This is a genomic window from Pseudothioclava arenosa (assembly GCF_002358085.1).
GTDB classification, from domain to species: domain Bacteria; phylum Pseudomonadota; class Alphaproteobacteria; order Rhodobacterales; family Rhodobacteraceae; genus Pseudothioclava; species Pseudothioclava arenosa.
This window is the reverse complement of the sequence record NZ_NTJD01000001.1, coordinates 412,119-424,669: the sequence shown is the minus strand read 5'-3', so window position 1 is coordinate 424,669 and position 12,551 is coordinate 412,119. Positions and strand designations below refer to the sequence as shown.

The window sequence follows — 12,551 nt, the reverse complement described above, 5'->3', positions numbered from 1 at the left end:
GCGATGAACCTGACTTGGCTTGGCCATTCCGGCTTTCGGCTGGAAATCGAAGACGCGGTGATCCTGATCGACCCGTGGATGACCGGCAACCCGATGTTTCCCGAAACCGCGCGCGCCGAGGCGCTGGCGGGGGCGACCCATATCCTTCTGACCCACGGGCATGGCGATCATTCGGGCGACACGCTGGCGATTGCGAAGGACCTGAAGATCCCGGTCGTCGGGATCTACGACATCGTCAGCTTCTGGCAGGACACACAAGGCATCGACGGGGTCGGCTTCAACAAGGGCGGCACGGTGGATCTGGGCGGCGCAAAGGTGACGATGGTGCCCGCGAGCCACTCTTCTTCGCTCGGCTCACCTTCAGGGCCGGTCTATGCCGGCGGCGAGGCGGGCTACATGATCGCGGGCGAAGGCCATGTGATCTATGTCTCGGGCGACACCGGGATCATGGCCGACATGGGCTGGATGGGCGAGTATCACGCGCCCGACATCGGCATTCTCTGCGCGGGCGGGCATTTCACCATGGACATGAAGGCCGCCGCCTGGGCCGCGAAAAAATACTTCAACTTCAAGACGGTGATCCCCTGCCACTACCGCACCTTCCCGCTTCTGGAGCAATCCGCCGAGGCGTTGCGGGACGGGCTGCCCGGCGTGACCGTCATCGAGCCCGAGGTGATGACCCCGATCACGCTCTGAGGCAAAAGGGGCTCCGCCCCCGCGCTCGCGCGCTCCCCCGGGATATTTCGGGCAAAATGAAAGCCCTTTCATCGAGCTTGAAATACTCCGGGGGGCGTCCGAAGGACGGGGGGCAGCGCCCCCCTCCCTATTGTCACGGACGTAGGTAGCTGTAGCCTTGCTGTTGCAGCTCCATCAGGCGCACGGCGCCCGAGGGGACGGTGCTGGCCTCATCGAGCAGGGCAACGTCCTGCTGGGTCTTTTGCTTGATCGCCTCGACCGTATTGAGGCACGCCGAGAAGGTCAGGTTGTCATATTGCAGCGCCATCTGGGCGATGCGGTCCTTCACCGGCGAGGTATCGGCGCGGAGCATGTTCAGCCCCGGTCCGTAGGTGACGATCTCGATCGCGACCTCCTCGCCCTTGTCGGCATAGTATTTCTTGATATTCGCCGCATTGTTCAGCGCCATGTTCATGGTGCGCACACCGTCCTCGTCGACATGGATCGCAACCTTGGCCGAAGGCTCGGCCCAAACCGGGGCTGCAATAAGCCCCACGGCCAGCGCGAGCGCGGCCATTCCTCCCTTGAATGTCATCTGAGTCTCCCTTTCACAGATGACGCCAGCGTCCGGCGCATCCTTGCAAAAATCAAGAGTTTTGAATGTATCTTTGAAAATTCGCCCGATACCCGCGCCCGAGGGCCTAGCGGCGCTCGGCGAAGAACATCTTGAGCAGGCGTTCGGCCTCGGCGGCGGCGATGCCGTCATAGACCTCGGGGACGTGGTGGCATTGCGGATGGGCGAAGATCCGCGGGCCCTGCGCGACGCCGCCCGATTTCGGATCGGAGGCGCCGTAATAGATGCGGGCGATGCGCGCGTTCGACAGCGCCGCCGCGCACATCGGGCAGGGTTCGAGCGTCACGTAGAGATCATGGCCGGGCAGGCGCTCGGAGCCAGCGGCGGCGCAGGCGGCGCGCAGGGCCAGGATCTCGGCATGGGCTGTCGGGTCGCTGAGCTCGCGCGTGCGATTGCCTGCGCGCGCCACCACGCGCCCCTCGGGCGAGACGACGACGGCCCCCACCGGCACCTCGCCGCGCCGTGCCGCCGCGCGCGCCTCTTCCAGCGCCTGATCCATGAAAGACGTGAACACCATGGCCCTTCATCGCCTGCAACGCGGCACCGATCAAGCCGCTTTCCAAGTGCCTGCGAAAGGTGTATGGGGCGGCCTTCGCCCGCGATGAACGCGCGCCCCATCCCGTAGAAGGACAAGATGATGACCGATTCCCCCGCACGCCCCGAATCCGCCAAATCCGAACGCATCGCCAAGGTGATCGCGCGTTCGGGCCATGCTTCGCGCCGTGACGCCGAAAAGATGATCCTCGCTGGCCGCGTGACGCTGAACGGCAAGGTAATCGACACGCCCGCGATCGACGTGAGCCCGCGCGACAAGGTCGCCATCGACGGCAAGCCGATCGACGCGCCGCAGGAAACCCGCGTCTGGCTCTATTACAAGCCGCTGGGCCTGGTCACGACCGAGAAGGACGAACAGGGCCGCCGCACGATCTTCGACGAGATGCCCGAGGGCATGCCGCGCGTGCTCAATGTGGGGCGTCTTGACCTTAATTCCGAGGGCCTGCTGCTCCTGACCAACGATGGCGGGCTCAAGCGCCGCCTCGAGCTGCCCGAAACCGGCTGGCTGCGCAAATACCGCGTGCGCGTGAATGGCCGCCCGACCGAGCAGAGCTTTGACCCGCTGCGCGACGGCATCACCATCGACGGCGAGGAATTCCAGCCGATGGAGATTACCATCGACCGCCAGCAGGGCGCGAACGCTTGGCTGACCGTCGGCATCCGCGAGGGCAAGAACCGCGAGATCCGCCGCGCCATGACCGAGGTCGGGCTGACGGTGAACCGGCTGATCCGGATCAGCTACGGCCCGTTCCGCCTGAATGACATGAAGCCCGGCGACGTGTTCGAAGTGCGCCGCAAGGTGTTGCGCGACCAGCTCGGCGACCGGCTGCTGACCGGCGAAGGCGATGACGCGCCCGCACGCGCGCCGCGCGGCAAGTTCGGCGAGGGCGAGCGCCCGGCCCGCAAGCCGCGCTTTGGCGACCGGCCCGAGCGGGGGGAACGTGGCGATCGCGGCGAGCGTGGCGATCGCGGTGATCGTCCGGCGCGCGGCGAGCGGTTCGAGCGCGACGGCGGCGAGCGCAAGGGCTTTGGCCGCCAGCGCGATTTCGGCGCCCCGCGCGGGGACGCGCCGCCGCGCCCCGAGGGCGAAGAGCGCGCACGCAAGCCGCGCTGGGGCACGGACGACCGCAAGGACAGCCGTGGCCCGCGCCGCGAAGGCGCCGATGGCGAGGGCCGCAAGAGCTTTGGCGGGCCGAAGGGCAAGCCGCGCTCGGAAGGGTTCAAGGGCCATGGCGAGCGGTTCGACCGCGGCGAGGGCAAGCCGCGGCGCGAGTGGGAACCGCGCGGCGAGGGCAAACCGCGTTCGGAGGGCTTCAAGCCCCGTGGCGAGGGATACAAACCCCGCGGTGACAAACCCCGTGGCGATTGGGAACCGCGTGGCGAAGGCAAACCCCGCTCGGAGGGCTACAAGCCCCGTGGTGAGGACTACAAGCCCCGCAGCGACAAACCCCGTGGCGATTGGGAACCGCGTGGCGAAGGCAAACCCCGCTCGGAGGGCTACAAGCCCCGTGGTGAGGGCTACAAGCCCCGCAGCGACAAACCCCGTGGCGATTGGGAACCGCGTGGCGAAGGCAAACCCCGCTCGGAGGGCTACAAGCCCCGTGGTGAGGGCTACAAGCCCCGCAGCGACAAACCCCGTGGCGATTGGGAACCGCGTGGCGAAGGCAAACCGCGTTCGGAGGGCTTCAAGTCCCGTGGCGAAGGGTTCAAGCCGCGCGGTGACAAGCCGGGCGGCAAACCCGGCGGGAAATTCCGCTCGGAAGGCTACAAATCGCAAGGCGGCGAGGGCCGCAAAGACGGTGGCAAACCGCGCTCGGACGGCTTCCGCAGCCATGGCGGCAAGTCTGCCGGCGGCGACAAGCCGCGCTCTGGCGGGTTCAAGAGCCACGGCCCGAAATCCGGCCCGCGCGGCCCGCGCCGCGACGGATAAGCGAAACCCCGCGCAGGACCTGCCAAGGCACGGGCCGGGCGGCGTTTTTTCGCCCACGGCCCTAGCGCCCCTGCCCCCCTACCCCTATAGTTGAGGCGATTGGGTGGCGGGGCCGCCCGTTCTGGGGGCGGATATGTCACGCACGGCCATGCAGCGCATTGCCTTCTATCTCCTTCTGGCGCTGACGCTGTCGGTCGCCCTGACCGGAGGCGTGTGAGGGCGATGGCGGAACGCTTCGGCGGCAAATACAGCCCGCAACCCGGCCCCGGGCGCGACTCTGGCGCGCGCGATCTGGGCGGGCGCGAGATCGCGGCAAAGCCCCCCGCGCCACCACGCCATCCGCATGAAAACCGCCCGTTCTGGATTACGCTGGCCGCCGCGCCCGTCCTGTTCACGGCCTTCGGCTCGGGCCCCGAGTGGCTCGCGCGTGCGATCGGCGCCTTTGTGCTGATCGGTCTCGCCGCGATGCTGACCCGCGAAGGGCTGCGCGCCGAGGCCGCCTATGACGCGCGCCGTGTCGCACGCCGCCCCGCCTTTCCGCGCAAGATCCTCGGCGCGATCCTGTTCGGGCTGGGGCTTGGGCTGGGCGCGCAATCCCCCGACATGGGGCTGATCGGCGCGCTCGCCGTGGGCGTGATCGGCGCGGGGCTGGGCCTTGCCGCCTTTGGCCTCGATCCGATGAAGAACAAGGGCCTCGAAGGGGTCGACGAATTTCAGCAAGAGCGCGTCGCGCGGATCGTCGCCGAGGGCGAGAAATACCTCGACTCGATGCGCGAGGTGATCGCGGGCACCCGCGACCGCGACCTTGGCGCGCGGGTCGAACGCTTTGGCGCCACCGCGCGCGAGCTGTTCCGCGCCGTCGAAGAAGACCCCGCCGACCTCTCCGCCGCGCGGCGCTACATGGGCGTCTATCTGATGGGCGCGCGTGACGCGAGCGTGAAGTTCGTGGAGTTCTGGGGCCAAACCCGCGATGCTCAGGCGCGCGCCGATTACGTGGCGTTGCTGGATGACCTGGAAGCCAATTTCACCGCTCGCACCCGTTCACTGATCGCCAATGGCCGCGAGGGGCTCGAGATCGAAATCGACGTGCTGCGCGACCGGCTCGCCCGCGAGGGGCTGGCACTGGCGCCCCGGCGCAGCCCGCAAGAGTAAAACCCGAAGGAGGGATTGATGAGTGACACCATCCGCACCAAGGCCGAGACCGCGCTGGCCGAGATCGAGGCCGTAACCGCCGTGGTCCTGCCCGAGCCCACCGCCGCCAATGCGGTGGTGCCGCTGGCCGAGGCCACGCCCGATCTGGCCGAGGGCATCCGCGCCCGCATGGCCGAGATCGACCTGACCGACTCGGGCTCGATCGTGCGCTTCGGCTCGCGCGCGCAGGGCGAATTGCAGGTGATCAGCCAGGCGATGCTTTCCGACGTGAAGAACAAGGATGTCGGCCCCGCCGGCGACAGCCTGCGCGGGATCGTGACCACGCTGCGCGGCTTCTCGGTCTCGGAACTGGACGTGCGCCGCGAACGCTCGTGGTGGGAAAAAGTGATCGGGCGCGCGGCACCCTTCGCCAAGTTCCTCGCCCGTTTCGAAGAGGTGCAGGGCCAGATCGACCGCATCACCGACGAGCTGCTGGGCCACGAGCACAAGCTGCTGAAAGACATCAAGTCGCTCGACCTGCTCTATGACAAGACGCTGAATTTCTACGACGAACTCGCACTTTACATCGCCGCGGGCGAGGAAAAGCTGAAACAGATCGACGCGACCGACATCCCGGCGAAAGAGGCCGCAATCGAAGGCGCCGCGGAGAACGACAAGATCCTGCGCGCGCAGGAACTGCGCGACCTGCGCGCCGCGCGCGATGATCTGGAACGCCGCGTCCATGACCTGAAGCTGACGCGGCAGGTGACGATGCAGTCGCTGCCCTCGATCCGGCTGGTGCAGGAAAACGACAAATCGCTGGTGACCAAGATCAACTCGACTCTGGTCAACACCGTGCCGCTTTGGGAAACCCAGCTGGCGCAGGCGGTGACGATCCAGCGCTCGCGCGAGGCGGCCGAAGCCGTACGCGAGGCGGGCGATCTGACCAACGAGCTGCTGACCGCAAATGCGAAGAACCTGCGTCAGACCAATGAGGTCGTGCGCACCGAAATGGAGCGCGGCGTTTTCGACATCGAGGCGGTGAAAACCGCCAATGCCGAGCTGATCGCCACGATCGAGGACAGCCTGCGCATCGCCGACGAGGGCAAGCGCAAGCGCGCCGAGGCCGAGACCGAGCTGGTCGCGCTCGAGGCGAAGCTGCGCGACACGCTGGCCTCGGCCCGTGCCGGCGGCGGGGCTGCCTGATCCATGCGCGCGGGGGTGTTCGCAGCTCTGATGCGCGCGGCAAGCGTTGTGGCGCTCGCCGGGCTGCTCGCGGGCTGCGAGGGCATGCCCTTCGGCGCGCCCCCGACCGCGCCCAAGACCTCGCCGCTGCCCACGCCTGCCCCCGGCGGCGCGCGTGACGGCGAGGTGGTGCCGCCCTCGGCGGAAAGCGCGGCGATGCGCGAATATCTGACGCGCGTCGGCCGGGCGCTGGAATCGCAGGGCCTGCTGCGCCAGGACGTGGCACCGCGCGACGCGCCCTTTACCGCGCGCCAGCTCGCCGAGGATTTCATCCGCATCGCGCTTTATGACGAATATTCCGCGCGTGGTGGCGGGTTTGTCGCGGAACAGCAGGCCTCGCGCCTGCGCCGCTGGGTCAAACCCGTGCGCATGAGCGTCGAGTTCGGCCCCTCGATCCCGCTGGCGCAACGCCGCGCCGACCGCAGCGCGATCTCGGCCTATGCCGGGCAGTTGCGCCGCGCCTCGGGGCATCCGGTCAGCTTCGGCTCGGGCCCCGGCAACTTCACCGTGCTGGTGCTGAACGAGGACGAACGCCGCGCCGCTGCCCCGCGTCTGCGCCAACTGGTGCCGGGGATCGACGATGCCTCGGTCTCCGCGATCACCGGGCTCGCGCCCACCACCTTCTGCGTGGCCTTCGCGTTTTCCTCGGGCAATTCGCCCGAGTACGACCGCGTCGTCGCCGTGATCCGTGGCGAGCATCCCGACCGCATGCGCATCTCGTGCATCCACGAAGAACTGGCGCAGGGCATGGGGCTGGCCAATGACAGCCCGCGCGCGCGCCCCTCGATCTTCAACGATGACGAGGAATTCGCGCTGCTGACGCGCCATGACGAGTTGTTGCTGCGCATGCTTTACGACCCGCGCCTGACCCCCGGCATGACCGAGGCCGAGGCGCGCCCGATTGTCCAGACGATTGCCGCCGAACTGATGGGCGGCGAAAGCTAAGGAGGCCCCGATGGGTATTCTCGATTTTCTCACCGGCGAATTCATCGACGTGATCCACTGGGTCGACGACAGCCGCGACACGATGGTCTGGCGGTTCGAGCGCGAAGGCCACGCGATCAAATACGGCGCCAAGCTGACGGTGCGCGAGGGTCAGGCGGCGGTTTTCGTCCATGAAGGCCAGATCGCCGATGTCTTCGGCCCCGGGCTCTACATGCTGGAAACCAACAACATGCCGGTGCTGACGACGCTGCAGCACTGGGATCACGGCTTCCGCTCGCCCTTCAAATCCGAGATCTATTTCGTCAACACCACCCGCTTCAACAACCTGAAATGGGGCACGAAAAACCCGATCATCTGCCGCGACCCCGAGTTCGGCCCGGTCCGCCTGCGCGCCTTCGGCACCTATTCGATGCGGGTCTCGGACCCGGCGAAATTCATGACCGAAATCGTCGGCACGGATGGCGAGTTCACCGCCGACGAGATCAGCTTCCAGATCCGCAACGTGATCGTGCAGGAATTCTCGCGGGTGATCGCGCGGGCCAATATTCCGGTGCTCGATATGGCGGCGAACACCGCCGATCTGGGCAAGATGATCGCCACGGCGATTGCCCCGACGATCGGCGGATACGGCCTCACGATCCCGGAATTCTACATCGAAAACATCAGCTTGCCCGAGGCCGTCGAGGCGGTTCTGGACAAGCGCACCTCGATGGGGATTGTGGGCGACCTGGGCCGCTACATGCTGTTCAACGCCGCCGAGGGGCTGGCGCAGCCGGGCTCGGGCGTGGGGGCCGCGATCGGCGCGGGGCTTGGGCTGGGCATCGGCCAGCAGATGGCCGGGCAGGTTGCCGGGCCTTGGGGCGCGCAGCCGCAAATCGCCGCCCAACCGACCCAGATCGCGCCGCCGCCGCTGCCGCCCGCCGTTGAAAAGGTCTGGCACGTGGCGGCGAATGGCGCGGCCACCGGGCCTTTCGGGCGCGGGCATCTGGGCCGGATGGTCTCGGACGGCAGCCTGACCCGCGACACGCTGGTCTGGACGCCCGGGCAGGACGGCTGGCTCAAGGCCGATGACATCGCCGAACTCGCGCAACTTTTCACCATCCAGCCGCCGCCCCCGCCCGCGGGGTAAGCCGCGATGAGCGCGCCGGGGCCTCAGGCCGAGCACCATTATCCCTGCGATTCCTGCGGGGCCGATCTGCGGTTCCAGCCGGGGCAGACCCGGCTGATCTGCGATCATTGCGGCCATGTGCAGGATATTCCGCGCGCGACCGGGCGCGGGATGGCGGTGCTGGCCGAACTGCCGCTGGAGGATGGGCTGACCGCGCGCCTGCCTGAAAGTGCGAGCGAGGAGCAACGCACTGCCTCCTGCCCGAATTGCGGCGCGACGATCGAGTTCGAGGGCGAGCATCACGCCACCGAATGCCCCTATTGCGCGACGCCTGTCGTGACCGACACCGGCACGCGGCGGCTGCTGAAGCCGCAGGGCGTGCTGCCCTTCGTGCTGAGCGAGGAAGAGGCGCGCAAGGCGCTGTCGCGCTGGCTCGGGCGGCTGTGGTTCGCGCCCTCGGGGCTCGCGCAATACGCGCGCAAGGGGCGGCGGATGCGCGGCATCTACGCCCCGTTCTGGACCTTCGACGCCGACAGCCGCGCCAGCTACACCGGCCAGCGCGGCGATTACTACTATGAGACGCGGCAGCGCCAGGTGCGGGTGAATGGCCGCTCCGAGATGCGCAGCGAGCGGGTGCGCCGCGTGCGCTGGAGCTTTGCGCAGGGCCGCGTCGCGCGGTTCTTCGACGATGTGCTGATCTATGCCGCGCGCTCGCTGCCGCCCGAATATATCGACGCGCTGCGGCCCTGGGATCTGTCGGCGCTGGCGCCCTACCAGCCCGATTACCTCGCCGGCTTCGAGGCCGAGGGCTACACGGTCGACCTGCACGAGGCCCATCATCTGGCCCGCGCCGAGATGTTTCATGTGCTCCAGTCCGACGTGCGCCGCGACATCGGCGGCGACGAGCAGCGCATCACCCATCTCGACCCGGAGTTTCGCGCCGAAACCTTCAAGCACGTGCTGCTGCCGATCTGGACCGCGGCCTACAAATACCGCGGTCGCAGCTTTCGCTTCGTGGTCAATGCGCAGACCGGGCAGGTGCGTGGCGACCGGCCCTGGTCGGCCTGGAAGATCGCCTTCGCGGTGCTGGCGCTGGCGCTCCTGATCGGCGGCGCGACCTATCTGAATTACCTCAACGAAAGCGGCGCCCTGCGCTAGGAAGACCCAGATGCGAGCACTTATCCAACGTGTAACTCAGGCAAGCGTCACGGTTGATGGCGAGAAAACCGGAGAAATCGAACAAGGGCTCCTGATCCTTGTGTGCGCGATGGCGGGTGATGGAGAGGCCGAGGCAGAAAAACTCGCCGCGCGGATCTCGAAGCTGCGGATCTTCAAGGACGAGGCCGGCAAGATGAACCGCTCGGTCGCAGATATCGGCGGCGGCTGCCTTGTCGTCAGCCAGTTCACGCTCGCCGCCGATACTTCGCGCGGCAACCGGCCCGGCTTTTCGCAAGCCGCCCCGCCCGCCGATGGCGAGCGGCTGTACCTGCATTTCTCGCAGGCGCTGCGCGATCTGGGGCTGCAGGTTGAAAACGGCCGCTTCGGTGCCGATATGGACGTCAGCCTGCTCAATCAGGGGCCAGTCACGATCTGGATGGATACCGCCGAGCGCGCTTGACTTCCCCTGCCCCCTCGCCCATGAGCGGTGCCTTAACTGCGCGAAAGGCAGATGATGAGCTTTGAAAACCTGGGCCTCGCGCCGATCCTCGTGGAGAACCTGACCAAGATGGGGTTCACCCGGCCGACCCCGATCCAGACCAAGGCGATCCCGCATGTGGTGAAGGGGCGCGACCTGCTGGGTCTGGCGCAGACCGGCACCGGCAAGACCGCCGCCTTCGGCCTGCCGATGATCACGCGCATCCTCGCCTTTGGCAAACGCCCCGCGCCGAAAACCGTGCGCGCGCTGGTGCTCGCGCCGACGCGCGAGTTGGCCAGCCAGATCCACGAGAACCTCGCCGCTTTCGCCGAGGACGCGCCGGTCTCGATCCAGCGCGTGGTGGGCGGCGCCTCGCTCAACAAGCAGGAACAGGCGCTGGCGCGCGGCACTGATGTGCTGATCGCGACGCCCGGGCGCCTGCTTGATCTGCTCGACCGCCGCGCGCTGGTGCTGTCCGAGACGCGCTATCTGGTTCTGGACGAGGCCGACCAGATGCTCGACATCGGGTTTATCCACGCGCTGCGCAAGATCGCCAAGCTGATCCCGGAAGAGCGCCAGACGCTCCTGTTCTCGGCGACGATGCCGCCCCTGATGGAAGAACTGGCGCGCACCTACCTGAGCGATCCGGTCCGGGTCGAGGCCGCGCCGCCCGGCAAGGTCGCCGACAAGATCGAGCAGGGCGTACATTTCACCACGCAAAAAGAAAAGGCGACGCTGCTGGCCGAATATCTGGGCAGCCACCAGGGCGAACATGCACTGGTGTTTTCGCGCACGAAACACGGCGCCGACAAGCTCGCGCGGCTGCTGGAGAACTGGGGCTTCTCGGTCGCGGCGATCCATGGCAACAAGTCGCAAAACCAGCGCGAGCGCGCGCTGGCGGCCTTCCGCTCGGGCGATCTGGCGGTGCTGGTCGCAACCGACGTGGCGGCGCGGGGACTCGATATTCCGCTGGTCGCGCATGTCTATAACTACGACCTGCCGAACGTGCCCGAAAACTACGTCCACCGCATCGGCCGCACCGCGCGGGCGGGGCGTGACGGGCGGGCGGTCGCGCTCTGCGGGCCGATGGAAATGGGCGACCTGCGCGCGATCGAAAAAGCGATGGGCGCCAAGATTCCGGTGATCGGCGGCACGCCGCACGAAGACCCCGAGGGAATGCGCCCGAATGCGCGCAACCGCGCCTCGCAGCAAAAACGCGCCGCGGAAAAGGCCAATGTCGGCAAGCGCAAGCCGAAAGCGCCGAAGCCCGCCGCGAGCGAGGCCGCGAAACCCGCCGCGAAGAAACCCGTGCGGCGCAGCCAGAAACCCGCGGGCGGCTCGGCGCCGCCGCGGCGCAAGGGCTGATCAGATCGCGGATTCATCCTCGAGGCGCAGCTTCATCTCGAGCAGCACGCGCTGAAGCGCCTGGGTCTCGGCCAGCAGGCGCTTGGCCTCGTTCACCGAGATCAGGTTGTCGGCGATCGACTGGTGATACTCGCTCATCAGCGTGGCAAAGCGCTGGCTCAACTCGACGATATCCGAGTTCAGATGCCCGTTGGTTGGCTCGTTCTTGCCATTCTCGAATGACAGAGTGACGCCGGACAGATCCGCCAGCGCATGGGTCACATGCGGAAAGCTCGCCGCAGCCTCAAGCCGCGCCACCACGTCGACGGGCATGTAACGCTCGGCATTATCGGTATCGGAGGAGTAATAGCGCCCCAGCGTCGCCTTCGACTTGCCGCAGATTTCGGCCGCGCGCTCGATCCCGAGGTCCTTGACCAGCGCCTCTGTGTGTTTCTTGAGATAAGAGCCAATACGGTCGCCCACGGCGCGCCCTCCTTGGGGGAATTCGTTAATCTCTTTCCCCTTAGACAAGTCACAGGGAAATGTCACCTTCCAAGCGTCGGATCGCCGGACCGACGCGTGTGAGTGCAGTGGCGTCACAAGTGCATGAGTACCGGAGCGGGGGGCTGGCGCCTCCGCTCCACCCTTCCGGGCCATCCGGAAACTTGCCAGTCCGCCAGGCTCGGGCTAAGCCCTTGGCATGGCCAAGCTCTATTTCCATTACTCGACGATGAATGCCGGCAAGAGCACGATCCTCCTGCAGGCCTCCTACAATTACATTGAGCGGGGCATGCAGACCTTCCTCGTCACCGCCGAGCTTGATCACCGCGCAGGCGAGGCCCGCATCGCCAGCCGGATCGGCATCGGCGCCGAAGCCGCGACCTTCACCCCAGAAACCGACATGCTCGCGCTGATCGAGGCGCGGCTCGCCCAAGGCCCCTGCGCCTGCATCTTCATTGACGAGGCGCAATTCCTGACCGAGGCGCAGGTCTGGCAACTCGCGCGCGCGGTCGACGACCTCGGCGTGCCGATCATGTGCTACGGGCTGCGCGTGGATTTTCAGGGCCACCTGTTCCCCGGCTCGGCGGCGCTCCTCGCGCTGGCCGACGAGATGCGCGAGGTCCGCACGATCTGCCATTGCGGTAAGAAGGCCACGATGGTGGTGCGCAAGGGCGCCGACGGGCACGCGCTGCGCGAAGGTGCGCAGGTGCAGGTGGGTGGCAACGAAACCTATGTCTCGCTCTGCCGGCGGCACTGGCGCGAGGAAATGGGCGACCTCTGAACGCGCACAGGCGGCAGCCTCGGAATGCGTATTTTTCCCAAGAAGAAACTGCGGGCTTCTTCTTGG

Annotated in this window: 13 protein-coding genes; 10 read left to right on the top strand and 3 right to left on the bottom strand. The window is 67.2% G+C overall.

Features of this window, described 5'->3' with window-relative positions:
* Positions 1-3 precede the first annotated feature (3 nt).
* The gene (locus tag CLN94_RS02070) at positions 4-696 is read left to right on the top strand and encodes a metal-dependent hydrolase (RefSeq protein WP_096430581.1); all 693 of its coding nucleotides are present in this window, start codon (positions 4-6) and stop codon (positions 694-696) included.
* Positions 697-829: 133 nt separating this feature from the next.
* Here CLN94_RS02070 and CLN94_RS02065 read toward each other — a convergent pair whose 3' ends face one another.
* Entirely contained in the window at positions 830-1,270 is a 441-nt protein-coding gene (locus CLN94_RS02065) for a DsrE family protein (protein WP_245845024.1), read from the bottom strand.
* Positions 1,271-1,376: 106 nt separating this feature from the next.
* Positions 1,377-1,826, bottom strand: a complete 450-nt coding sequence (locus CLN94_RS02060) for a nucleoside deaminase (RefSeq protein WP_096430575.1) — start codon at positions 1,824-1,826, stop codon at positions 1,377-1,379.
* 117 nt (positions 1,827-1,943) lie between these two features.
* On the opposite strand from CLN94_RS02060, the gene CLN94_RS02055 reads away from it, so the two are divergent.
* From CLN94_RS02055 to CLN94_RS02020, 8 genes are all read left to right on the top strand, one after another.
* Entirely contained in the window at positions 1,944-3,794 is a 1,851-nt protein-coding gene (locus tag CLN94_RS02055; RefSeq protein ID WP_096430572.1) for a pseudouridine synthase, read from the top strand.
* 222 nt (positions 3,795-4,016) lie between these two features.
* A complete protein-coding gene (locus CLN94_RS02050; protein WP_096430569.1) occupies positions 4,017-4,946 on the top strand; it encodes a 5-bromo-4-chloroindolyl phosphate hydrolysis family protein in 930 nt (309 codons plus the stop codon).
* A gap of 18 nt (positions 4,947-4,964) precedes the next feature.
* Positions 4,965-6,131 (top strand): toxic anion resistance protein, encoded by a 1,167-nt coding sequence (locus CLN94_RS02045; RefSeq protein ID WP_096430567.1) that lies wholly within the window; start codon positions 4,965-4,967, stop codon positions 6,129-6,131.
* A 30-nt stretch (positions 6,132-6,161) separates the two neighbouring features.
* Entirely contained in the window at positions 6,162-7,115 is a 954-nt protein-coding gene (locus tag CLN94_RS02040; RefSeq protein ID WP_245845022.1) for a DUF2927 domain-containing protein, read from the top strand.
* A gap of 10 nt (positions 7,116-7,125) precedes the next feature.
* Positions 7,126-8,244 carry an SPFH domain-containing protein gene (locus CLN94_RS02035; protein WP_096430561.1) on the top strand — a complete coding sequence of 373 codons (1,119 nt, stop codon included), beginning with the start codon at positions 7,126-7,128 and terminating at the stop codon, positions 8,242-8,244.
* Positions 8,245-8,250: 6 nt separating this feature from the next.
* Complete coding sequence (locus CLN94_RS02030) at positions 8,251-9,381, top strand: TFIIB-type zinc ribbon-containing protein (protein ID WP_245845020.1); 1,131 nt, start codon at positions 8,251-8,253, stop codon at positions 9,379-9,381.
* A 10-nt stretch (positions 9,382-9,391) separates the two neighbouring features.
* Entirely contained in the window at positions 9,392-9,841 is a 450-nt protein-coding gene (gene dtd / locus CLN94_RS02025) for a D-aminoacyl-tRNA deacylase (protein ID WP_096430559.1), read from the top strand.
* Between the two features lie 51 nt (positions 9,842-9,892).
* A complete protein-coding gene (locus CLN94_RS02020; RefSeq protein ID WP_096430556.1) occupies positions 9,893-11,224 on the top strand; it encodes a DEAD/DEAH box helicase in 1,332 nt (443 codons plus the stop codon).
* Here CLN94_RS02020 and CLN94_RS02015 read toward each other — a convergent pair whose 3' ends face one another.
* On the bottom strand, positions 11,225-11,686 hold the full coding sequence (locus CLN94_RS02015) for a phage regulatory CII family protein (protein ID WP_096430553.1): 462 nt from the start codon (positions 11,684-11,686) through the stop codon (positions 11,225-11,227).
* Between the two features lie 217 nt (positions 11,687-11,903).
* Here CLN94_RS02015 and CLN94_RS02010 point away from each other — a divergent pair, with 217 nt between their 5' ends.
* Positions 11,904-12,485: a thymidine kinase gene (locus tag CLN94_RS02010; protein ID WP_096430551.1), complete on the top strand. Its 582-nt coding sequence runs from the start codon at positions 11,904-11,906 to the stop codon at positions 12,483-12,485.
* Positions 12,486-12,551 lie beyond the last annotated feature (66 nt).